Origin of the sequence: Serratia sp. CY71090, assembly GCF_052166845.1 — a bacterium.
GTDB lineage: Bacteria > Pseudomonadota > Gammaproteobacteria > Enterobacterales > Enterobacteriaceae > Serratia > Serratia nematodiphila.
This window is the reverse complement of the sequence record NZ_JBJNOA010000001.1, coordinates 907,068-928,968: the sequence shown is the minus strand read 5'-3', so window position 1 is coordinate 928,968 and position 21,901 is coordinate 907,068. Positions and strand designations below refer to the sequence as shown.

The 21,901-nt window shown below is 55.8% G+C and carries 18 protein-coding genes; 4 read left to right on the top strand and 14 right to left on the bottom strand.

Annotated features, from left to right (window positions below):
- Nucleotides 1-16: 16 nt before the first annotated feature.
- The gene (locus ACJ8OK_RS04410; protein WP_025159792.1) at nucleotides 17-193 is read right to left on the bottom strand and encodes a YciY family protein; all 177 of its coding nucleotides are present in this window, start codon (nucleotides 191-193) and stop codon (nucleotides 17-19) included.
- A 242-nt stretch (nucleotides 194-435) separates the two neighbouring features.
- Here ACJ8OK_RS04410 and cls point away from each other — a divergent pair, with 242 nt between their 5' ends.
- Both cls and ACJ8OK_RS04400 read left to right on the top strand, forming a co-directional pair.
- Nucleotides 436-1,896, top strand: a complete 1,461-nt coding sequence (cls, locus tag ACJ8OK_RS04405; protein ID WP_004932137.1) for a cardiolipin synthase — start codon at nucleotides 436-438, stop codon at nucleotides 1,894-1,896.
- A 56-nt stretch (nucleotides 1,897-1,952) separates the two neighbouring features.
- Nucleotides 1,953-2,276, top strand: coding sequence for an HI1450 family dsDNA-mimic protein (locus ACJ8OK_RS04400; protein WP_004932139.1), 324 nt, complete (start codon nucleotides 1,953-1,955; stop codon nucleotides 2,274-2,276).
- 73 nt (nucleotides 2,277-2,349) lie between these two features.
- On the opposite strand, the gene oppF is transcribed toward ACJ8OK_RS04400, so the two are convergent.
- The 7 genes from oppF to ACJ8OK_RS04365 all read right to left on the bottom strand — a co-directional run bounded on the left by oppF (nucleotide 2,350) and on the right by ACJ8OK_RS04365 (nucleotide 11,066).
- On the bottom strand, nucleotides 2,350-3,351 hold the full coding sequence (gene oppF, locus ACJ8OK_RS04395; RefSeq protein ID WP_004932143.1) for a murein tripeptide/oligopeptide ABC transporter ATP binding protein OppF: 1,002 nt from the start codon (nucleotides 3,349-3,351) through the stop codon (nucleotides 2,350-2,352).
- Nucleotides 3,348-4,364, bottom strand: coding sequence for an ABC transporter ATP-binding protein (locus tag ACJ8OK_RS04390; protein ID WP_015378086.1), 1,017 nt, complete (start codon nucleotides 4,362-4,364; stop codon nucleotides 3,348-3,350). The genes oppF and ACJ8OK_RS04390 overlap by 4 nt, the downstream gene beginning before the upstream one ends.
- Nucleotides 4,365-4,375: 11 nt before the next feature.
- Nucleotides 4,376-5,284 (bottom strand): oligopeptide ABC transporter permease OppC, encoded by a 909-nt coding sequence (oppC, locus tag ACJ8OK_RS04385; RefSeq protein ID WP_004932149.1) that lies wholly within the window; start codon nucleotides 5,282-5,284, stop codon nucleotides 4,376-4,378.
- 14 nt (nucleotides 5,285-5,298) lie between these two features.
- A complete protein-coding gene (gene oppB / locus ACJ8OK_RS04380) occupies nucleotides 5,299-6,219 on the bottom strand; it encodes an oligopeptide ABC transporter permease OppB (protein ID WP_004932150.1) in 921 nt (306 codons plus the stop codon).
- Nucleotides 6,220-6,301: 82 nt separating this feature from the next.
- Complete coding sequence (gene oppA / locus ACJ8OK_RS04375) at nucleotides 6,302-7,939, bottom strand: oligopeptide ABC transporter substrate-binding protein OppA (RefSeq protein WP_033632876.1); 1,638 nt, start codon at nucleotides 7,937-7,939, stop codon at nucleotides 6,302-6,304.
- 148 nt (nucleotides 7,940-8,087) lie between these two features.
- Nucleotides 8,088-9,725 (bottom strand): ABC transporter substrate-binding protein, encoded by a 1,638-nt coding sequence (locus tag ACJ8OK_RS04370; protein ID WP_060559747.1) that lies wholly within the window; start codon nucleotides 9,723-9,725, stop codon nucleotides 8,088-8,090.
- Nucleotides 9,726-10,421: 696 nt separating this feature from the next.
- Nucleotides 10,422-11,066, bottom strand: a complete 645-nt coding sequence (locus ACJ8OK_RS04365) for a YchE family NAAT transporter (protein ID WP_015378089.1) — start codon at nucleotides 11,064-11,066, stop codon at nucleotides 10,422-10,424.
- Between the two features lie 531 nt (nucleotides 11,067-11,597).
- On the opposite strand from ACJ8OK_RS04365, the gene adhE reads away from it, so the two are divergent.
- Nucleotides 11,598-14,270, top strand: coding sequence for a bifunctional acetaldehyde-CoA/alcohol dehydrogenase (adhE, locus tag ACJ8OK_RS04360; RefSeq protein WP_033632874.1), 2,673 nt, complete (start codon nucleotides 11,598-11,600; stop codon nucleotides 14,268-14,270).
- 119 nt (nucleotides 14,271-14,389) lie between these two features.
- Here adhE and ACJ8OK_RS04355 read toward each other — a convergent pair whose 3' ends face one another.
- Nucleotides 14,390-14,974, bottom strand: coding sequence for a thymidine kinase (locus ACJ8OK_RS04355; RefSeq protein ID WP_154870282.1), 585 nt, complete (start codon nucleotides 14,972-14,974; stop codon nucleotides 14,390-14,392).
- Nucleotides 14,975-15,674: 700 nt separating this feature from the next.
- On the opposite strand from ACJ8OK_RS04355, the gene hns reads away from it, so the two are divergent.
- Nucleotides 15,675-16,082, top strand: a complete 408-nt coding sequence (hns, locus tag ACJ8OK_RS04350; protein WP_004932170.1) for a histone-like nucleoid-structuring protein H-NS — start codon at nucleotides 15,675-15,677, stop codon at nucleotides 16,080-16,082.
- Nucleotides 16,083-16,268: 186 nt separating this feature from the next.
- Here hns and ACJ8OK_RS04345 read toward each other — a convergent pair whose 3' ends face one another.
- From ACJ8OK_RS04345 to rssA, 5 genes are all read right to left on the bottom strand, one after another.
- Nucleotides 16,269-17,279, bottom strand: coding sequence for an NAD-dependent epimerase (locus ACJ8OK_RS04345; protein ID WP_015378092.1), 1,011 nt, complete (start codon nucleotides 17,277-17,279; stop codon nucleotides 16,269-16,271).
- A gap of 9 nt (nucleotides 17,280-17,288) precedes the next feature.
- Nucleotides 17,289-18,632, bottom strand: coding sequence for a UDP-glucose dehydrogenase family protein (locus ACJ8OK_RS04340; protein WP_004932175.1), 1,344 nt, complete (start codon nucleotides 18,630-18,632; stop codon nucleotides 17,289-17,291).
- Between the two features lie 40 nt (nucleotides 18,633-18,672).
- Complete coding sequence (galU, locus tag ACJ8OK_RS04335; protein ID WP_015378094.1) at nucleotides 18,673-19,590, bottom strand: UTP--glucose-1-phosphate uridylyltransferase GalU; 918 nt, start codon at nucleotides 19,588-19,590, stop codon at nucleotides 18,673-18,675.
- A 213-nt stretch (nucleotides 19,591-19,803) separates the two neighbouring features.
- Entirely contained in the window at nucleotides 19,804-20,817 is a 1,014-nt protein-coding gene (rssB, locus tag ACJ8OK_RS04330) for a two-component system response regulator RssB (protein WP_004932178.1), read from the bottom strand.
- A 103-nt stretch (nucleotides 20,818-20,920) separates the two neighbouring features.
- Nucleotides 20,921-21,823, bottom strand: coding sequence for a patatin-like phospholipase RssA (gene rssA, locus ACJ8OK_RS04325; RefSeq protein ID WP_049240805.1), 903 nt, complete (start codon nucleotides 21,821-21,823; stop codon nucleotides 20,921-20,923).
- Between the last annotated feature and the right edge of the window lie 78 nt (nucleotides 21,824-21,901).

The window sequence follows — 21,901 nt, the reverse complement described above, 5'->3', positions numbered from 1 at the left end:
AGGGACTGTTTTCGTTTTACCACTCGCAGGATACCGCAAACAGCAGCGCGCGCCGATGCTGATCGTCCAGGCGGCGCCGCACCCGGATAATATGGCGATTGCTGCACGACTGGCGTTCCAACCAGCGATGCCGCCGACGTTGGCTCTGCCGCAACATGCGCCAGCGGCCCACTTCATTTCTACTGCGTCTCATAATTCCGTCACTCGTTCGTCTAATGCCAACCGCGGGCATTATAGCCCTTTCCGCCCGCGATCCAAGCCGCCGTTATCGGCGGCACAGCGGACGCCACGCGGGCAAAAGCCGCCCTTTCAATTTCGGCAAGTGCCTTAACTTCATCATATTTATGTAACATAAGCGCCGATAAAAGGTTTCGCCTTGCCCGATCTGTGCGTACACTCATCATTGGTGGTTTGCGAACGGGATTTTTCGCCTTTATGACAACATTTTATACCGTAATCAGTTGGCTCATGGTGTTCGGCTACTGGCTGCTGATCGCCGGCGTGACGATGCGCATTTTGATGAAACGCCGTGCGGTTCCCTCTGCCATGGCCTGGCTGCTGGTTATCTATATTCTGCCGCTGTTCGGCATCGTCGCCTATTTATCGTTCGGCGAACTGCATCTGGGCAAGCGCCGTGCCGAGCGCGCCAAGGCCATGTGGCCGTCGACCGCGCGCTGGCTGAAGGAATTGAAAGAGAGCCGCCGCATCTTCGCCACCGAATACAGTGAAGTCGCCGAACCGCTGTTCCAGCTGTGCAACCGCCGCCAGGGCATCGACGGCGTCAAGGGCAACCAGCTGCAGCTGCTCACCACTACCGACGACACGTTGAAAGCGCTGATCCGCGACATCGAGCTGGCGCGCCACAACATCGAAATGGTGTTCTATATCTGGCAGCCCGGCGGCCTGGTCGATCAAGTGGCCGAATCGCTGATGGCCGCCGCGCGGCGCGGCGTACACTGCCGCCTGATGCTGGACTCCGCCGGCAGTCTGCCATTTTTCCGCAGCCCCTACCCGGCGATGATGCGCAACGCCGGCATCGAAGTGGTCGAAGCGCTGAAGGTCAACCTGCTGCGCGTATTCCTGCGCCGCATGGATCTGCGCCAGCACCGCAAGGTGGTGCTGATCGACAACTACATCGCCTATACCGGCAGCATGAACATGGTCGATCCGCGCTATTTCAAACAGGATGCGGGCGTCGGTCAATGGATCGATCTGATGGCGCGCATGGAAGGCCCGGTGGCCACCACCATGGGCATCGTCTATGCCTGCGACTGGGAGATTGAAACCGGCAAGCGCATTCTGCCGCCGCCGCCGGACGTCAACATCATGCCGTTCGAGCAGGAAAGCGGCCACACCATTCAGGTGATCGCCTCCGGTCCCGGCTTCCCCGAGGAGATGATCCACCAGGCGCTGCTGACCGCGGTCTATTCCGCGCGCGAGCAGCTGATCATGACCACGCCGTACTTCGTGCCGAGCGACGATCTGCTGCACGCCATCTGCACCGCCGCTCTGCGCGGCGTTGAGGTCAGCATCATCGTGCCGCGCGACAACGATTCGATGATGGTGCGCTGGGCCAGCCGGGCGTTCTTCTCCGAGCTGCTGGAAGCCGGCGTGAAAATCTATCAGTTCGAAGGCGGCCTGCTGCACACCAAGAGCGTGCTGGTCGACGGCCAGCTCAGCCTGGTCGGCACCGTCAATCTGGATATGCGCAGCCTGTGGCTCAACTTCGAGATCACCCTGGTGATCGATGACGACGGCTTCGGCAGCGATCTGGCCTGCGTGCAGGAAGATTACATCGCCCGCTCCAAGCTGCTGAACGCCAAAGAGTGGTTGAAGCGGCCGTTCTGGCATCGGCTGGTCGAGCGCCTGTTCTACTTTTTCAGCCCGTTGCTGTAAAAGCCGCGGCGAGCGTGCTTTAATAGCGCCAAATCATTTGTTATCAGGATTTTTTTATGGATTTGAATAACCGCCTTACCGAAGACGAAACGCTGGAACAGGCCTACGACATCTTCCTCGAATTGGCCGGCGACAATCTGGATCCGGCGGATATTCTGCTGTTCAATCTGCAGTTTGAAGAGCGCGGCGGCGCAGAACTGTACGACCCCTCCGAAGACTGGAGCGAGCACGTGGATTACGACCTGAATCCGGACTTCTTCGCCGAAGTGGTGATCGGTCTGGCGGACAGCGACGGCGAGCCGATTAACGACGTGTTCGCCCGCGTGCTGATCTGCCGCGAGAAAGACCACAAGCTGTGCCACATTCTGTGGAAAGAGTGATTCGCCGCTCATATTTCGGATAAAAAAAGCCCCGCTGACTCAGCGGGGCTTTTTGTTGCCGGCTAGCGGCGCATTACAGCGGATCGACCTTCAGGCATGAAACCGCATGACGGAAACTGCCCTCCAGCAGCGGACGCGTCTTGGCGCACTCCGGCCCGGCGATCGGACAGCGGGTGCGGAACACGCAGCCGGACGGCGGGTTGATCGGCGAAGGCAGCTCCCCTTCCAACAGCTGGATCTGCTTTTCCTTCTCCTTGTCCGGATCCGGAATAGGCACCGCCGACATCAGCGCCTTGGTGTAAGGGTGCTGCGGATTGTGGTACACCTCGTCATAGGTGCCCAGCTCCACCGCATGACCCAGGTACATCACCAGCACGCGATCGGAAATGTGCTTCACCACCGCCAAATCGTGGGCGATAAAGATCAATGACAGCCCCATTTCGCGCTGCAGCTGCTGCAACAGGTTTACCACCTGCGCCTGAATCGACACGTCCAACGCGGAAACCGGCTCGTCGCAGATCACCAGCTTCGGTTCGAGGATCAACGCGCGCGCGATGCCGATGCGCTGGCATTGGCCGCCGGAGAACTCGTGCGGATAACGGTTGATCAGGTTAGGCAGCAGGCCGACCTTCAGCATCATCGCCTTGACCTTGTCCTTCACTTCCTGACGCGGCATTTTCGGGTAGTAAGTGCGCAGCGGCTCGGCGATGATTTCGCCGATGGTCATGCGCGGGTTGAGCGAAGCCAGCGGATCCTGGAAGATCATCTGGATATCGCTGCGGGTTTTGCGCCAATCGGCGTCGTTCATGCCCAGCAGATCTTTACCCAGCCAGGCGACGCGCCCGCTGGTGGCCTTCACCAGACCGATGATGGCGCGCGCGAAGGTGGATTTGCCGCAGCCGGATTCGCCGACCACGCCCAGGGTTTCCCCCTCGAACAGCCGCAGCGTAACGCCATCGACCGCCTTTAGGGTTTTCGGCGGCTGCCAGAACCACTGCTTGTCGTCATGAATGTCGAAGTGCACTTTCAGATCGGCCACTTCGAGCAGCACTTTCTTGTCGGTTACCGCTGTCATACCAACGCCTCCACCGGTTTAAAGCAGGCGCGCAGGCGCCCTTCCCCAAATTGCTCCAATGGCGGAGCGCTCGCGCACTGTTCCATGGCGTACGGGCAGCGCGGCTGGAACGGGCAACCTTTCGGCAGCCGCAGCAGGTTCGGCGGGTTGCCGGGAATGGTCAGCAACGCTTCACCTTCGGCGTCGAGGCGCGGCACCGCGTTCAACAACCCGATGGAGTACGGGTGGCTCGGCTGGTAGAACACCTCGCGCGCGCTGCCGTATTCCATGGTGCGGCCGGCGTACATCACCAGCACCTTGTTGCAGATGCCGGCCACCACGCCCAGATCGTGGGTGATCATGATGATGGCAGTGTTGAACTCGCGCTTGAGCTCGTTGAGCAGCGTCATGATCTGCGCCTGAACGGTCACGTCCAGCGCGGTGGTCGGCTCGTCGGCGATCAGCAGCTTCGGCCGGCACAGCAGCGCCATGGCGATCATCACGCGCTGGCGCATGCCGCCGGAAAACTCATGTGGATACATGCGCATGCGCTTGCGCGCTTCCGGCATTTTCACCGCGTCGAGCATGCGTACCGACTCTTCAAAGGCTTCGCTTTTGCTCATTTTCTTATGCAGCATCAGCACTTCCATCAGCTGTTCGCCAACGCGCATATACGGGTTGAGCGAGGTCATCGGGTCCTGGAAGATCATCGAGATCTCTTCGGCCCGCAGCTTGTTGAGCTGGTTTTCCGGCAGGTTGAGGATTTCGCGGCCGTTGAATTTGGCCGAGCCGCCGATGCGGCCATTGCTGGCCAGCAACCCCATCAGGGCGAACGCGGTCTGCGATTTACCGGAGCCGGATTCGCCGACGATGCCCAGCGTTTCACCGGCGCGCAGATCGAAGTTCAGATCGTTCACCGCCGTCACGTCGCCGTCCGGGGTGGAAAACGTGACGCGCAGGTCTTTCACGTCCAGCAGCGGCGACGCTTTAACGCCGACGGCGGTTTGCATCTCAGGATGTTCAATGGTGCTCATGGTGGCACTCCTTAACGATCTTTCGGGTCGAGGGCGTCACGCAGGCCATCGCCGATGAAGTTGAAACAGAACAGAGTGACAACCAGGAAACCCGCCGGGAACAGCAGCAACCACGGTGAAACTTCCATTGAGTTGGCGCCGTCGCTGAGCAATGCGCCCCAGCTGCTCAGCGGCTCCTGCGTACCCAGCCCCAGGAAGCTGAGGAAGGATTCGAACAGGATCATGCTCGGCACCAGCAACGAGGCATACACCACCACCACGCCGAGCACGTTAGGCACGATATGCCGCAGCACGATGTTGCGCGTGGAAACGCCGCACACCAGCGCCGCTTCGATGAACTCCTTGCGCTTCAGACCGAGGGTTTGGCCGCGCACGATACGCGCCATGTCCAACCACGATACCATGCCGATCGCCACGAAGATCAGCAGGATATTCTGGCCGAAGAAGGTCACCAGCAGGATCACGAAGAACATGAACGGGAAGGAGTTGAGGATCTCCAGCAGGCGCATCATCACCGAGTCGATCTTGCCGCCCAGATAGCCGGACATCGCGCCGTACAGGGTGCCGACGATCACCGCCACCAGCGCCGCCGCCACGCCGACCATCAGCGAGATGCGCCCGCCGATCGCCACGCGCACCAGCAGATCGCGCCCGGAGGAGTCGGTGCCGAAATAGTGCCCCGATTCAACGCTGGGTGCGGCTGACATCATCGCCCAATCGGTATCGTCGTAGGCGAATTGCGACAGCATAGGCGCCAGCACCACAAACAGAGTGATCAGCGCCAGTATGAACAGGCTGCTGACCGCCGCGCGGTTGTGCATAAAACGCCGACGCGCGTCTTGCCACAGGCTGCGCCCTTCCACTTCCAGCTTCTCGCTGAAGTGTTCCAGAGCTTCGCTGTTCTTTTTAGTCAACATCATTCGCGTGCTCCAGATTAATAACGGATTTTCGGATCGATGACCGCATACAGCACATCGACGATCGCGTTGAACAGAATGGTCAGAGCGCCCACCAGAATGGTCAGGCTCAACACCAGGGAGTAGTCGCGGTTCAGCGCGCCGTTAACGAACAGCTGGCCGATCCCCGGCAGACCATAGATGGTTTCGATCACCATTGAACCGGTGATGATCCCGACGAACGCCGGGCCCATGTAGGACAGCACCGGCAACAGCGCCGGCTTCAGCGCGTGGCGGAAAATGATGCGACGCATCGGCAAGCCTTTGGCGCGCGCGGTGCGGATGAAGTTGGAGTGCAGCACTTCAATCATCGAGCCGCGCGTGATACGGGCGATGCTGGCGATATAGGCCAGCGACAACGCCACCATCGGCAAGATGATGAACTTAGGCGCACCGCCGTTCCAGCCGCCGCCCGGCAGCCATTTCAACGTGATGGCGAAGATCAGCACCAACAGCGGCGCCACCACGAAACTGGGTATCACCACCCCGGTCATGGCGAACCCCATCACCGTATAGTCCCATTTGGTGTTCTGGTTCAGCGCGGCGATCACACCGGCGCTCACGCCCAGCACCACCGCCAGCAGAAACGCGGCCAGGCCGAGCTTGGCGGAGACCGGGAAAGAACTGGCCACCAAATCGTTGACCGAATAATCCTTGTATTTAAAGGACGGGCCGAAGTCTCCCTGCGCAAGCTGCGCCAGATAATGACCGTACTGTTTCCAGATCGGGTCGTTCAAATGATATTTGGCTTCGATATTCGCCATGACTTCCGGCGGCAATGCGCGTTCCCCGGTAAATGGACTGCCGGGCGCCAGGCGCATCATGAAGAATGAGATGGTGATAAGGATAAATAGTGTCGGGATCGCTTCCAACAAGCGACGAAGTATAAATTTAAGCATTGCCCTAACCCTGTGCGACAGCCTGATGACGGCTTATTATTCTCAACATGGGCCGGCGGCCAGGCCGCCGGCGCTTACCGTATCAATGCTTGATGATGTACAGGTTTTTGTCGTACACGTTATCAAGCGGGTCTTTGCCGGTGTAGCCACCGACGTAAGGTTTCACCAGACGGGCGTTCACGTAGTAATACAGCGGAACAATGGCGGAATCTTTATCCAGCTGAACTTCCGCTTTCTGATACAGATCGGCGCGCTCGTCTTTGCTCTTCGCGGTCAACACGTTGGCCATCAGCTTATCGAACTCGGCGCTTTTGTAGTGCGGGGTGTTACTGCTGCTGTCGGACAGCATCATGTTCAGGAACGAACTCGGTTCGTTGTAGTCGGCGCACCAGCCGGCGCGCGCCACGTCATAGGTGCCCTGATGACGGGTATCCAGGAAGGTTTTCCACTCCTGGTTCACCAGCTTCACGTCCACGCCCAGATTTTTCTTCCAGATGGAGGCGGCGGCGATCGCCAGCTTCTTGTGCAGGTCTGATGTGTTGTACAACAGGGAGAAGGTCAGCGGTTTACCCGGGCCGTAGCCGGCTTCCGCCAGCAGTTTCTTCGCCACTTCGTTGCGTTTTTCCTGCGTCCAGCCGAACCACTCCGGCGCGGTCAGCTTGGCGCCGTCGGTGTATGGCGGCGTAAAGCTGTAGGCCGGCAGATCGCCCTGGTTTTTCACCTTGTTGACGATGATGTCGCGATCCATACCCAGCTTCAGCGCTTCACGCACGCGCGCATCGGTGAACGGCGCCTTCTGGTTGTTGATTTCGTAGTAATAGGTGCACAGATAAGGATCGACGTGCACCTCTTTCGGGATCTCTTTCTTCAGCTTCTGGAACAGTTCGATCGGCATGTTGTTATAAGTCATGTCGATTTCGCCGGTGCGGTAGCGGTTAACGTCGGTCACTTCCGACGAAATAGGCAGGAACGTCACTTTATTGATGATGGTTTTGGCGTTATCCCAATATTCCGGGTTGCGTTCCAGTACGATGCGTTCGTTGACAATCCAGTCTTTCAGTTTGTAGGCGCCGTTGCTGACGTAGTTGGCCGGCAGCGTCCACTTCTCGCCGAATTTCTCCACCGCCTCTTTATAAACCGGCTTCATGGCGTAGTGCGGGGTCATTTCAACCAGATAAGGCACCGGCTCGCTCAGGGTCACCTGGAAAGTGTGGTCGTCGATGGCCTTCACGCCCAGCGTCGATTTGTCTTTTTTACCGGCGATGATGTCATCGACGTTTTCCACATGGGCGTACTGCAGGTAGCTGGCGTAAGGCGACGCGGTTTTCGGATCCACTACGCGCTGCCAGCTGTAGACGAAATCTTGCGCCGTCACCGGCTTGCCGTTGGACCATTTGGCGTCTTTGCGCAGGTGGAAGGTCCAGACTTTGAAATCCTTGTTATCCCAGCTTTCCGCGACGCCCGGCACGATGGAACCGTCCGGGCTGTTGTTCGCCAGGCCTTCCATCAGATCGCGGGTCACGTTGTTTTCCGGCACGCCCTCGATTTTATGCGGATCCAGCGACTGCACTTCGGAACCGTTGTTTTTGACGATTTCTTGCTTATCCGCCAGCTGCACCCCCGCAGGAACGTCGGCGGCGAAAGCGCCGGTGGTTGCTGTGATGCCGAGCGCAGCGATGACGCCGGCGGCAATGAGGGTTTTCTTCGTGATGTTGGTCATACTTATCGACTCCAGTTTTTATTATCACAGGCTCTTCGTGGAACCTGCGTTGCCCGTAAGCGGACTCTGTTTTCCCGCCGCCGCGGAACGAATGCGGCGGCCGGCCTTCCCTATATTCCCCAGCGCCTCGGCGTGAGGAATACCCCTTTTACTGCTTGATAATGTACAGATTCTTAACGTCGGTATAGTCCAGCGGATCTTTGCCGGTGAACCCGCCTACCGTCGGCTTAATCAACCGCGCGCTGACGCGGTAATACACCGGGATCAACGCGGAGTCTTTGTCCAGCTGCGCTTCTGCCTGCTGATAGAGCGCGGCGCGCGCGGCCTCATCCGGCGCCTTCAGGGTGGCGGCCATGATGGCGTCGAACGCCGGGCTCTTATAAAACACGGTATTGATGCTGCTGTTGGACAGCACCAGGTTCAGGAACGCGCTCGGTTCGTTGTAATCCCCGCACCAGGTGGCGCGCGCCACGTCGTATTGCCCCTGATGGCGGCTTTCCAGCGAGGTCTTCCACTCCTGATTGCGCAGCGTGACGTCGGCGCCGAGATTCTTTTTCCACATCGACGCGGCGGCGATCGCCTGCTGTTTGTTTTGATCGGAGGTGTTGTACAGCAGCGAGAATTTCAGCGGCTTGGCGTCGCTGTAACCCGCTTCCGCCAGCAGTTTCTTGGCTTCGGCGTTGCGCTGTTCCTGGCTCCAGCCGGCCCAGGCGGGCTGCGTGAAGTTGGCGCCTTCGGTGAAGGTTGGCGTGAAACTGTAGGCCGGGATCTGCCCCTGGCCCATGATCTTGTTGGCGATGATGTCGCGATCCAGCGTCATCTTCACCGCCGCACGCACCCGCGGATCGGTGAAGGGCGCCCGCTGGTTATTGAGTTCGTAATAGAAAGTGCACAGATAAGGGTTAACGTGCAGTTGCTCGGGCACTTCGCGCTTCATTTTGACGTACAGGTACGGCGGAATGGCGCTGTTGGTGATGTCGATCTCGCCGCTGCGGAAGCGGTTGACGTCGCTGACTTCGGAAGCGATCGGCAGGAAGGTCGCCTGATTGATCACCGTCTGCTTGTTGTTCCAGTAGCTCAGGCTGCGCTCCAGCACAATGCGCTCGTTCACCACCCACTCTTTCAGACGGTAAGCGCCGTTGCCGACATAGTTGGCGGGCAGCGTCCATTTGTCGCCGAATTTCTCCACTACCGCGCGCTTCACCGGTTTGAGCGACGTGTGGCTCAGCATGCTGATGAAATACGGCACCGGTTCGCTCAGCGTCACCTGCAGCGTCTGGTCGTCCAGCGCCTTGACGCCGAGGGCCTGTGGAGGCTTCTTACCGGTCAGGATATCGTCGATATTGTCGACTTTGGTGTATTGCAGGTAGCTGGCATAGGGCGAGGCGATTTTCGGATCGGCCAGGCGCTGCCAGCTGTAGACGAAGTCTTGCGCGGTCACCGGGCTGCCGTCGCTCCACACCGCGCCGGGGCGCAGGTGGAAGGTCCATTGCTGATAATTCTGGTTTTCCCAGCTCGCCGCCGCCGCCGGCACAACATGCCCGTTGGCGTCGGTGCTCACCAGCCCTTCCAGCAGGTTAAGAATGATATTGCTTTCCGGTACGCCCTCGACCTTATGCGGATCCAATGAAGCCACTTCGCTGCCGTTGTTGATCACAATATTCTGCTGCTGCGCCAACTGAACGCCGGCCGGCACTTCCGCCGCCAAACTGCTATTTATGGCGCCGACGCTCAGCGCGCCGCTAATCAACAAGGTCAAAGAAGTGCGCTTCAGGGTTTGCTGCATAATCGAGGCTCCTTTTCACCGACAAGCATCGCTTATCGAAGTTTGTGAAGTGTTTATAAGAATTCTAAATAAACGGATACCAGCAAAAATCATTCCCGTTTTTATGGCGCATTTCAGTTAATTGACCACGGGAAAGTTGCTCGGAAATTAGCAGAAGCCAAATTCCATAGCCAATAAATTTTACGAAAATGTTAAGCAATTCTCTTTTATCGCACGAAGCCCGATCCGGCCCCCAAGATCGAGGACGCGGAGAAACAAAATCATCGCCATGATTTTAAAGAAAAAAAAGACGAAATCATTTCATTTGAAACCATCAACGCAATCTCATTACCGCACAAAGAAACATTCAGTTAACAATCCGGACATTCAAAGAACAAACACCTGCCTATGGTCGGTTAATCACTAATAACACCTGGATGAAAGTGAGACAAGCCCCACAGAATGATGTGATTAATTTAACAACAGCTTTACCGTTGAACGGGGGCAAAACGCGCGGAAATGGGGGAAGAAAAGTGTCTGAAATAACGCTTAGCGTTTTTTTTGCACAGCAACATGAGATTTATGCAACATAAGAGTGCAACCGCATAAATTTTATTCATCCTGTGCACTATAATAATGCGAACCAATAAATAATTTAAACTTTAAAATTAATTTTAGCCGCGCCAAGGCGAAAGGTGCGCGGCTAAACAAAGGGTATTACAACAGGCCGGGGAATATCGCCTTAATGCCGGTAACGATAAACTCGATCCCGAGCGCCATCAGCAACAGACCCATGATACGGGTGATCACGTTGATGCCGGTCTGCCCAAGCAAACGCACCAACAGCGGCGCGGCGCGGAACAACAACCAACAGCAAAAGGCGAACAAGGCGATCGCGACCGTAAAGCCGAGCAGGCTTTGCCAGTTGTGATAACGGGAACTCCACACGATGGTGGAACTGATCGCCCCCGGCCCCGCCATCAGCGGCAGCGCTAACGGCACCACGCCGATGCTCTCGCGGATCGCGCTCTCCGATTTTTCCTGTTTGTTCTGTTTGTCTTCTCCCAGCTTGCCGCTGATCATCGACATGGCGATGGTCACCACCAGAATACCGCCGGCGATGCGGAACGAATCGATGGAGATGCCGAACATCCGCAAGATCCCTTCGCCCAGGAACAGCGATGTCCACAGAATAATGGCGACCGACAGGTTAGCGGTCAGGTTGGTTTTATTGCGCCCTGCTTCCGCCTGGTAGCTGGTCATGCTGATAAACACCGGCAAGATGCCCACCGGGTTGACCAGCGCAAACAGACCGACAAAGAACTTGATAAAGCCGGAAAGATCCAACAGAGATTGGCCCACAGATGGCTCCGCGTTAAGTGCTATAAAAAGGTGTGCTGCCTATGCGCGCTAATGTAATGGAATTGCCGCGGGTAATCCATCCGGCCAGAGCAGCATTTTTGACTACCAGCAAGTTAGGCAACAAAACAAATGCCCTTTGTTAAAGTGATGTATGGCCTTTTGATTTTTTATGTTGAAAAAAGAGTCATCGATCACAGTTATTGATAACCACTCTCAACACTGTCAAGCTGAAAGGTGTCAGCTTGCACTTTTCATGATTTAGATCACAAATCAACTACCCAACAGTGGGTAAGCTCTTAGTCGTAGTCAGGGAGTAGAACAAAGTCGGTGGCAATCCAGCCGGTTCCGTTCTCTTCACTGCCTGCCCCTCCGGTTGGCGCAGGGTAAAGCTCTTTAAGCAAATCAGCAGCATGCGAAGAAATAACGCGGGAACCCCCCGGTATTCGAATCACCGTCTATTCCCGTTATGACTATACTAGTGGCTCGCACGGCTTATTTACTGAAAGAGTTTAACATTATCAGGAGAGCATTATGGCTGTAACGAATGTCGCTGAACTGAACGAGCTTGTCGCACGTGTCAAAAAAGCCCAGCGCGAATATGCCAACTTCACTCAAGAGCAAGTGGATAAAATCTTCCGCGCTGCCGCCCTCGCCGCTGCTGATGCCCGTATCCCGTTGGCCAAAATGGCCGTGGAAGAATCCGGAATGGGTATCGTCGAAGACAAAGTGATCAAAAACCACTTCGCTTCCGAGTACATCTACAACGCCTATAAAGATGAAAAAACCTGTGGCATCCTGTCTGAAGATGACACTTTCGGTACCATCACCATCGCCGAACCTATCGGCCTGATTTGCGGTATCGTTCCTACCACCAACCCAACTTCTACCGCGATCTTCAAAGCGCTGATCAGCCTGAAAACCCGCAACGGCATCATCTTCTCGCCGCACCCGCGTGCGAAGAATGCCACCAATAAAGCCGCCGATATCGTGCTGCAAGCCGCTATCGCCGCCGGCGCGCCGAAAGACATCATCGGTTGGATCGACCAACCTACCGTCGAGCTGTCCAACCAGCTGATGCACCACCCTGACATCAACCTGATCCTGGCCACCGGTGGCCCGGGCATGGTGAAAGCCGCCTACAGCTCCGGCAAACCCGCCATCGGCGTCGGCGCCGGTAATACGCCGGTCGTGGTAGACGAAACCGCAGACATTAAGCGCGTGGTCGCCTCTATCCTGATGTCCAAAACCTTCGACAGCGGCGTTATCTGCGCTTCCGAACAGTCGGTCATCGTCGTTGACGCTATCTATGATGCGGTACGCGAACGCTTCGCTTCCCACGGCGGCTATCTGCTGCAGGGTAAAGAACTGAAAGCGGTGCAGGACATCATCCTGAAAAACGGCGGTCTGAATGCGGCCATCGTCGGGCAATCCGCACCGAAAATCGCCGAAATGGCAGGCATCAAAGTGCCGGCCAACACCAAAGTGCTGATCGGTGAAGTGAAGCTGGTCGACGAGTCCGAACCTTTCGCACATGAAAAACTGTCGCCTACCCTGGCGATGTACCGTGCCAAAGACTTCGAAGACGCGGTCGCCAAAGCCGAAAAACTGGTCGCCATGGGCGGTATCGGCCACACCTCCTGCCTGTATACCGACCAGGATAACCAAACGGCTCGCATCGCCTACTTCGGCGATAAAATGAAAACGGCTCGCATCCTGATCAACACCCCGGCTTCTCAGGGCGGTATCGGCGACCTGTACAACTTCAAACTCGCGCCTTCGCTGACGCTGGGTTGCGGTTCCTGGGGTGGCAACTCCATCTCTGAAAACGTCGGACCTAAACACCTGATCAACAAGAAAACTGTAGCGAAGCGAGCAGAAAACATGTTGTGGCACAAACTTCCGAAATCGATCTACTTCCGCCGTGGCTCGCTGCCTATCGCGCTGGAAGAAGTGGCGACCGACGGGGCGAAACGCGCCTTCATCGTGACCGACCGTTTCCTGTTCAACAACGGCTATGCTGACCAGATCACCAAGGTTCTGAAGTCTCACGGCATCGAAACCGAAGTGTTCTTCGAAGTGGAAGCCGATCCGACGCTGAGCATCGTGCGCAAAGGCGCCGAGCAGATGAACTCCTTCAAACCGGACGTCATCATCGCGCTGGGCGGCGGTTCGCCGATGGACGCCGCGAAAATCATGTGGGTGCTGTACGAACATCCTGAAACCCACTTCGAGGATCTGGCGCTGCGCTTCATGGACATCCGCAAGCGTATCTACAAATTCCCGAAAATGGGCGTGAAAGCGAAAATGATCGCCATCACCACAACCTCAGGCACCGGTTCGGAAGTCACGCCGTTCGCGGTCGTGACCGACGACGCCACCGGGCAGAAATACCCGCTGGCCGACTATGCGCTGACCCCGGACATGGCGATTGTCGACGCCAACCTGGTGATGAACATGCCGAAATCCCTGTGCGCCTTCGGTGGCCTGGATGCGGTGACCCACGCGCTGGAAGCCTACGTCTCGGTGCTGGCGAACGAATACTCCGACGGCCAGGCGCTACAGGCGCTGAAACTGTTGAAAGAGTATCTGCCGGCCAGCTACAAAGAAGGCGCGAAAAACCCGGTTGCCCGTGAACGCGTGCACAACGCCGCCACCATCGCCGGTATCGCTTTCGCCAACGCCTTCCTCGGGGTTTGTCACTCCATGGCGCACAAACTGGGTTCGGAGTTCCACATTCCGCACGGCCTGGCCAACGCGATGCTGATTTCCAACGTCATTCGCTACAACGCGAACGACAACCCGACCAAGCAGACGGCCTTCAGCCAGTACGACCGCCCTCAGGCGCGCCGCCGCTACGCTGAAATCGCCGACCACCTCGGCCTGAGCGCACCGGGCGACCGCACCGCGCAGAAGATTGAGAAACTGCTGGCCTGGCTGGACGAGCTGAAAACCGAGCTGGGCATCCCAACCTCCATCCGTGAGGCGGGTGTGCAGGAGGCGGACTTCCTGGCGAAAGTCGACAAGCTGTCGGAAGACGCGTTCGACGACCAATGCACCGGCGCCAACCCGCGCTATCCGCTGATTGCCGAACTGAAGCAAATCATGCTGGATACCTTCTACGGCCGCGAATTCAGCGAAGCAGTCGAAGAGGAAGCGGCAGCTCCGGCTGCAGCCAAAGCCGCGGTAAAGAAGCCCAAGAAATAACGGTTTCGTGAACCGATAAAAAAACCCGCCAAACGGCGGGTTTTTTATTGCGCCGGAGGCGCTGCATTTCGACTCACGCCGCCAAAACGCCTCAGCGGGCTTTGGCGGCGTTTTCTCCCCTACTCCTGGGAGTGAATCGCCTCTTTATAATGCTTGCGGCAGACGGAGACATAGCTCTCGTTACCGCCAATCACCACCTGCTCACCGGCGTGCATCGCCTGGCCGTTTTCATCCAACCGCAACACCATATTGGCTTTGCGCCCACAGTGACAGATGGTTTTCAATTCCACCAGCTTATCGGCCCAGGCCAGCAAATATTGGCTGCCGGTAAACAGCTCACCGAGAAAATCGGTACGCAGGCCGTAGCACAATACGGGAATGTCCAGTTGGTCCACCACATCGCACAATTGCTCAACCTGCGCCTTGGTCAGGAACTGGCTTTCATCCAGCAGTACACAATGCACCGGCTGCTGTTGATGCTCTTGCTGAATCATGGCGTACAGCATCGAGTCGTTGTTATAGAGCTGGGCCTGCGAGGATAAACCGATGCGCGAGCTGACCTTACCTACGCCAAAGCGGTGATCGATCTCCGCAGTGAACACCAGCGTGCGCATACCACGTTCTTGATAGTTATATGAAGACTGTAGCAGCGCGGTGGACTTGCCGGCATTCATCGCAGAGTAATAAAAATAAAGTTGAGCCATGGCCCCGCAACTCCGATGGTATAAGAAATATTCAAATGTCGATTAGGACGGTAAGTGTACCATAAACCGCCCCCCAGGCTCAGCCCAAAGCGAACGAATATTGCGTTCGCCGTAATAATGCGCTTTCAAGCGAAACATATCGTTCTGTCGGCCCGTTCTTTTTACAGCTATTTACAGGATAATGTATGCCTGTCATCACTATTAATTCTTGCTAATGGTTAACCGCGATCATTTGCCCATTAATGCATAATCACCCTTTCGCCGCGGCGGGTGCCGCAACCGCAACGGCGCGCCAGTCTATTATACACGGGGCCAATACAGGGCATTTAATCACCTCCGCTGTCCCCGACGTTTCCTGACGCAATCTTTACCTATATACCCCTATTGTTTACAATGTCTGCCTTGTCATGACGTGATTAAGCCCACAGAACCCATTGTAATATTGATATAAATTACGGCGATAACTTATCGATGAAAGCCTTGCGACACGCGCCTTTTAAAGCATGCCTGCTGAAATTTTGACTTAAGTGCGACAAGGGTAATAGTTAACAGCCCTTCCTATATTAGTCGGACAGATCCGATTAACGGTTTTTTAAAAGGTAAATTTGAGTATTCAAGTCAATTTGGCTATTGCAGAAAAGAAAATAGCGCTCTATTATTATCGAGACGCCCCCCACCAATATAATTTGAGACTAGGACAATGAGCGAAGCATTAAAGATTTTGAACAACATCCGCACTCTGCGCGCCCAGGCAAGAGAATGCACACTGGAAACGCTGGAAGAAATGCTCGAGAAACTGGAAGTTGTTGTGAACGAACGTCGCGAAGAAGACAGCCAGGCTCAAGCAGAAATCGAAGAACGCACCCGTAAACTGCAGCAATACCGCGAAATGCTGATTGCTGACGGTATCGATCCGAATGAACTGCTGCAAACCATGGCTGCCAACAAGGCTGCCGGTAAAGCAAAACGCGCAGCACGTCCTGCTAAATACCAATATAAAGACGAAAACGGCGAATTGAAAACCTGGACCGGCCAAGGCCGTACTCCAGCGGTGATTAAGAAAGCTATCGAAGAGCAAGGTAAATCTCTGGACGATTTCCTGCTGTAATAGCGATTCAGCCCGTATCTGAAAGGCTCCCTGCGGGGGGCCTTTTCATTTTAAAGCTTATCGCCGCGATCCTGCCTCACCCCTTTCCTTTTAGTAAATATCCTAATTCGCATTTTGTTCCTTGCATGAGGTTCACGCGATAAAAAAGGGCCCTAAGGCCCCTTTGTCGCATATACCCTCGTTCAATTATTGAACCTGGTAGAATGCCTTATACCAATCAACAAAGCGCTTCACACCCTCTTCAACGCTGGTTTCCGGCTTAAAACCAATGTCACGATAAAGCTCCGCGGTATCCGCGCTGGTATCCATCACATCGCCAGGTTGCATTGGCAGCATATTCTTGCGGGCAGTTAGCCCCAAAGCCTGCTCCAACGCCGTGATATATTCCATCAGTTTAACGGGGGTGTTATTGCCGATATTATAAACATGATACGGCGCGGAACTGGTCGCCGGCGATCCCTGTTCAACGGTCCATGACGGATCTGCCTGCGGAATAACCGCCTGCAGCCGCACAATCGCCTCGGTGATATCATCAATGTAAGTAAAGTCACGGTGCATTTCACCGTGGTTATATACATCGATGCTCTCCCCCGCCAATATGGCCTTGGTAAACTTGAACAGCGCCATATCCGGACGCCCCCAGGGACCATATACGGTAAAGAAGCGTAGCCCCGTCGTCGGGAGACCGTATAAATGAGCGTAACTGTGTGACATCAGCTCATTGGCTTTTTTGGTTGCCGCATACAGTGACACAGGGTGGTCGACAGAATCTTCGGTAGCAAACGGCAACTTGCGATTGAGGCCATAAACAGAGCTGGAGGAAGCGTAAAGTAAATGCTCGACCTTATTATGACGGCAGCCTTCCAGAACGTTCAAATGACCGATCAGGTTAGCGTCCGCATAAGCCAACGGGTTGACCAGCGAATAACGCACGCCGGCTTGGGCACCCAAATGAATGACTCGTTGGAACTGATGCTCGGCGAACAATGTCGCCATGCCTTCACGATCGGCCAAATCCAACTTGATGAAGCGGAATCCCGGCTTATCCGCCAGTCTGTCCAGACGGGCCATTTTCAGGCCCACGTCATAATAGTCATTCAGGTTATCGATGCCGACAACCTGATGCCCGGCGGTCAACAAACGCTCTGCAACGTGATAACCAATAAACCCTGCGGCGCCTGTAACCAGGAATTTCATGCCCACTCCTTAAATAACCGGTTTAATCGAGGCACCGCGGCCAATCGCATAGTAGGTAAAGCCGCGATTCGCCAAACGCTCAGGATCGTACAGGTTACGTCCATCGAAGATCACCGGCTGCTTCAACGCGCCCTTAATCACATCAAAGTCCGGCGCGCGGAAATTCTGCCATTCGGTACAGATCACCAGAGCATCGGCGCCATGCAACGCAGCCTCTTTGGTACCCATCAGCTTCAAATCGTCGCGCTGGCCATAGATGCGCTGAACTTCGTTCATCGCTTCCGGATCGTAGGCCTGAACGGTGGCGCCGGCAGCCCACAGCTGCTCCATCAGCACACGGCTGGACGCTTCACGCATGTCATCGGTATTCGGCTTGAACGCCAGACCCCACAGTGCGAAGGTTTTGCCCTTCAAATCGCTGCCGAAATAGTCTTTGATAAAGCTGTTCAGCTTGTCTTTTTGTTGGTAGTTGACCTGCTCTACCGCCTGCAACAGCTTCGGTTGGTAACCGATCTGCTCCGCCGTGCGGATCAGCGCCTGAACATCTTTCGGGAAACAAGAACCACCGTAGCCACAGCCAGGATAGATGAAGTGATAACCGATGCGTGAATCGGAACCGATGCCCTGACGCACTTTCTCGATGTCCGCGCCCAACATTTCCGCCAGGTTGGACATTTCGTTCATAAAGCTGATTTTGGTCGCCAGCATGCAGTTGGCGGCATATTTGGTCAGCTCCGCGCTGCGGATATCCATCATGATCATACGATCGTGATTGCGGTTAAACGGCTCGTACAGCTCGCGAATAGGCTCGATCACCTCTTTATTATCGGTGCCGATCACGATGCGCTCAGGGCGCATGCAGTCAGCCACCGCAGCGCCTTCCTTCAGGAATTCAGGGTTGGACACCACGTCGAACGGCACGTTGCTGCCGCGTTTTGCCAGCGTTTCCGCCATCACCTGACGCACTTTGTCCGCCGTACCGACCGGCACGGTAGATTTGTCGATCACCACTTTGCGATCGGTCATGTGCTCGGCGATGGTGCGCGCCACCGCGGTGACATATTTCAGATCGGCGGAACCGTCTTCATCCGGCGGCGTACCGACGGCGATAAACTGGATATTCCCGTGCGCCACGCCCGCTTTGGCATCGGTGGTGAAATGCAGGCGCCCAGCCTCATAGTTTTGCTGTACCAGCGGCGTCAGGCCCGGTTCAAAAATCGGGATATTCCCTTTTTTCAGGTTCTCGACTTTTCGTTCGTCAACATCGATGCACATAACATCATGGCCAACTTCAGCCAGCACGGCGGCCTGTACCAGCCCCACATAACCAATACCAAAAACTGTTACTTTCATGTGAAAATCCTAGTTTTTCAAATTAAGACGAAAGATCAAATTACTTCTTGTCAGCGGCAACAACCTGTTGCAGCCACTGAGAAAACTCTTTGCCCAGGCTGGCATGACGCATGCCGTACTCCACGAAGGCCTGCATGTAACCCAGTTTGTTACCGCAGTCATGGCTCACGCCTTTCAGGTGATACGCTTCCACCGTTTCCTGCTGCATCAGCATTTCGATGCTGTCAGTCAGCTGAATTTCATCGCCGGCGCCTGGAGGCGTTTTCGCCAACAGCGGCCAAATATCGGCGGACAACACATAACGACCGACAATCGCCAGGTTGGAAGGGGCTTTATCCGGCGACGGTTTCTCAACCACGCTGACCATCGGCGCGCTTTCGCCCGGTTGCAAATCAACGCCCTTACAGTCGGCTACGCCGTAGTTTCCGACATCCTTATGCGGCACGGGTTCAACCATGATCTGGCTGACGCCGGTGGCTTCGAAGCGCTGCAGCATTTCGTGCAGGTTGTCTTTTTTCGGATCGGCGCTGTATTCGTCGAGGATCACGTCCGGAAGCACCACCGCGACCGGTTCATCGCCCACCATCGGGTAGGCACACATAATCGCGTGCCCCAGGCCTTTGGCATTACCCTGACGAACCTGCATCACGGTAACGCCTTTCGGGCAGATCGACTGCACTTCGTCCAGCAATTGGCGCTTGACGCGTTTTTCCAGCATCGCTTCGAGTTCGAAACTGGTATCAAAATGGTTTTCGATCGAGTTCTTGGAGGAGTGGGTGACCAGCACAATCTCGTTAATCCCCGCCGCAATGCACTCATTGACGACGTATTGGATCAGAGGTTTATCAACCAGCGGCAGCATTTCTTTCGGAATGGCTTTGGTGGCCGGCAACATCCGCGTACCCAAGCCTGCAACCGGGATCACGGCTTTTCTGACTTTGCGATTTACAGCAGGCATTATTTCCTCTCTTAAAGCTAAAGCGCTCATTTTATGAGCGTGGGCTCGATATAAAAAAACCTTCGGAGTATACCAGCTTATGCGCGCCGAGCATTAACCAGAACACAAATAGAAAACATTTAGGACTATTACCCGTTCGGATAATCCGGAGAATAAATAAACGGTTTAATTACAGATAAGTAAATAGCTTAAGATCGCGCCGATCGCTGCCTGCTATTCAGCGCTGAGCATCAGTCGCAATCGGCCACCGCTGCCCCATACCTGACATTGCCAGGCGGTACAACGCTGGCTGATCTGATTCATGTAGGTAGCCCCCAGCGTCCCCAGTGGCACGCCGTTGCTCAGTTGGATTTGATTGTCACCGGTATTGACGTTGGCATGCAGCCCGGCGGAAACCAGAATCAGGTTTTTATTTTCGGCGTGATAATATCCCAACAACAGAGGGAATTGACCGTCCAATTTCCCCTGCCGCAATAATTGATTAACCTGCTTTAACAATGCCGACATTTGCGGCAAACGATGCTGTTGATTAGCCAGATGGTCCTGCAGCAGCCCATTAAATAATGCGCGCAACAGCAGCGCCGCCAATACGCCATTATCGCCGGCGCGCGTGACGTCCAGACAATAGAATGCCAGATCCTTTTCTGACAAGGCGGCGATATCCAGCACCAGGCCGGGATTTTCGCCGGTGGTTAACTGCCGATAGTTGATCCGGCAATGCGCAATGGTCTGCTGTACCGGCGGCTGCAGTTGCTTAAGCAGTTTGACGGCTTCGGAAGGATTTTTGCTCAACGCATCCCAATCCTGAAACAGTTCAACCTCTTCAATCGCCTGGGAGGTGAACATATTGGGGTATAAGCACGCCAGCACCGCTTCACGCAGGCGATTGAGATCGGTCAGCGGCTTGAGCAGCACATCCTGCACGCCCAACCGCAACACCTTGGCGATGTCCGCCATCTTGTCGGTGGCCGAGATCACCAGCACCGGGATCTGCAGCCCCTGCAAACGCAGGTGTTCAACGAATTCGATACCGCCCATTTCCGGCATCGCGAGATCGCACAGAATCAGATCCGGCTTGAAGTCATCGACGGCACTCAGCGCCTGTAAACCGTTGGTCGCCTCGCCGGTTTCAGCGCCCAGCGAGGTCAGATAACCGACCAGCACGGAACGAAAAACCTGTTCGTCCTCAACGATCAAGATGCGCTTGTGAGTGAGTGGTAATGCCATCAGCCGAGCCTCGTCCCTTTCCATAGTGTAATAGTGGCTCAAAAAGGTCACTTATGCTCGTCTGAAACAGACCAACTGCGCATTGCCAACCAAGAACCGAGAATTATCTATTTTTTATCAACGGCAACAACCGATCCAGTTGTTTTTCAACCGCCAGCAACCCCGCCTCGATCGCTTCATCGGCGCGGTGGAAATCCAGCGTTGAGATTTGCGGGCAAAAAGGCTGGATCAAGACATCCGGCGGATCGCTCGCCATCCGGTTGCGCTTCAGGCGATTTTCCAGCATTTGAATCGATGTGCTCATAATCTCCATCGCCGTCGGCGCCGTCGCCGGTTTGCGCTTGCGCATTCTGCCGACGCGTTCCCGCAGACGCCCGCGCCAGGTAGCCGCAGGCGCATCGTCCGGGCCTTCTTCCTCGATACGTATCGAGAACAGATCCTGCTGCATCAGGTGCGCGTCATGCTGCAGATCGACCGCAATGACGATATCGGCGCCCATGGCGCGGCAAAGCGATACCGGCACCGGATTGACCACCGCGCCATCCACCAGCCAATAGCCGTCGGCCCATACCGGCGCCAACAGGCCGGGCATGCTGCAGGAGGCGCGTATCGCCTGATGAATATCGCCTTCGGTCAGCCACAGCTCACGCCCGGTACTGAGATTGGTCGTCACGGCACCGAACTTCAACGCACAATCGGCGATATCATTGATCTTCAGCAGCTGTCCGACGGCGTTAAACACCCGCTCGCCGCGCAACAGGCCGCCGCGCTGCCAGGAAAAATCCATCAGGCGAATCACGTCCCAATAGCTGAACGATCGCACCCACTGCTCCATCGCCGGCAGGCGATGGCTGGCGAACGCGGCGCCCACCAACGCGCCGACAGAGCAGCCGGCAACGATATCGACCTCAATCCCCAGCTTCTTTAACGCATTGATCACGCCGATGTGCGCCCAGCCTTTAGCCGAGCCCGCTCCCAGCGCCAGTCCGATCTTGATTTGCCGCATCGCGTCATCCTCTCGGTAAACGGTGTTCTCTGCTTTCAGGGTAGATTGTCACTGACGAATATTGTTAGGTAACATATG

What these genes read in the sequence shown, in the direction of transcription:
- cls (WP_004932137.1), top strand. Translation starts at nt 436, where the DNA reads ATGACAACATTTTATACCGTAATCAGTTGGCTCATGGTGTTCGGCTAC.
- rssA (WP_049240805.1), bottom strand. Translation starts at nt 21,823, where the DNA reads ATGCGGCAAATCAAGATCGGACTGGCGCTGGGAGCGGGCTCGGCTAAA.
- ACJ8OK_RS04370 (WP_060559747.1), bottom strand. Translation starts at nt 9,725, where the DNA reads ATGCAGCAAACCCTGAAGCGCACTTCTTTGACCTTGTTGATTAGCGGC.
- adhE (WP_033632874.1), top strand. Translation starts at nt 11,598, where the DNA reads ATGGCTGTAACGAATGTCGCTGAACTGAACGAGCTTGTCGCACGTGTC.
- oppF (WP_004932143.1), bottom strand. Translation starts at nt 3,351, where the DNA reads ATGACAGCGGTAACCGACAAGAAAGTGCTGCTCGAAGTGGCCGATCTG.
- ACJ8OK_RS04390 (WP_015378086.1), bottom strand. Translation starts at nt 4,364, where the DNA reads ATGAGCACCATTGAACATCCTGAGATGCAAACCGCCGTCGGCGTTAAA.
- ACJ8OK_RS04340 (WP_004932175.1), bottom strand. Translation starts at nt 18,632, where the DNA reads ATGAAAGTAACAGTTTTTGGTATTGGTTATGTGGGGCTGGTACAGGCC.
- ACJ8OK_RS04355 (WP_154870282.1), bottom strand. Translation starts at nt 14,974, where the DNA reads ATGGCTCAACTTTATTTTTATTACTCTGCGATGAATGCCGGCAAGTCC.
- rssB (WP_004932178.1), bottom strand. Translation starts at nt 20,817, where the DNA reads ATGGCATTACCACTCACTCACAAGCGCATCTTGATCGTTGAGGACGAA.
- ACJ8OK_RS04400 (WP_004932139.1), top strand. Translation starts at nt 1,953, where the DNA reads ATGGATTTGAATAACCGCCTTACCGAAGACGAAACGCTGGAACAGGCC.
- ACJ8OK_RS04345 (WP_015378092.1), bottom strand. Translation starts at nt 17,279, where the DNA reads ATGAAATTCCTGGTTACAGGCGCCGCAGGGTTTATTGGTTATCACGTT.
- hns (WP_004932170.1), top strand. Translation starts at nt 15,675, where the DNA reads ATGAGCGAAGCATTAAAGATTTTGAACAACATCCGCACTCTGCGCGCC.
- ACJ8OK_RS04410 (WP_025159792.1), bottom strand. Translation starts at nt 193, where the DNA reads ATGAGACGCAGTAGAAATGAAGTGGGCCGCTGGCGCATGTTGCGGCAG.
- galU (WP_015378094.1), bottom strand. Translation starts at nt 19,590, where the DNA reads ATGCCTGCTGTAAATCGCAAAGTCAGAAAAGCCGTGATCCCGGTTGCA.
- oppB (WP_004932150.1), bottom strand. Translation starts at nt 6,219, where the DNA reads ATGCTTAAATTTATACTTCGTCGCTTGTTGGAAGCGATCCCGACACTA.
- oppC (WP_004932149.1), bottom strand. Translation starts at nt 5,284, where the DNA reads ATGATGTTGACTAAAAAGAACAGCGAAGCTCTGGAACACTTCAGCGAG.
- oppA (WP_033632876.1), bottom strand. Translation starts at nt 7,939, where the DNA reads ATGACCAACATCACGAAGAAAACCCTCATTGCCGCCGGCGTCATCGCT.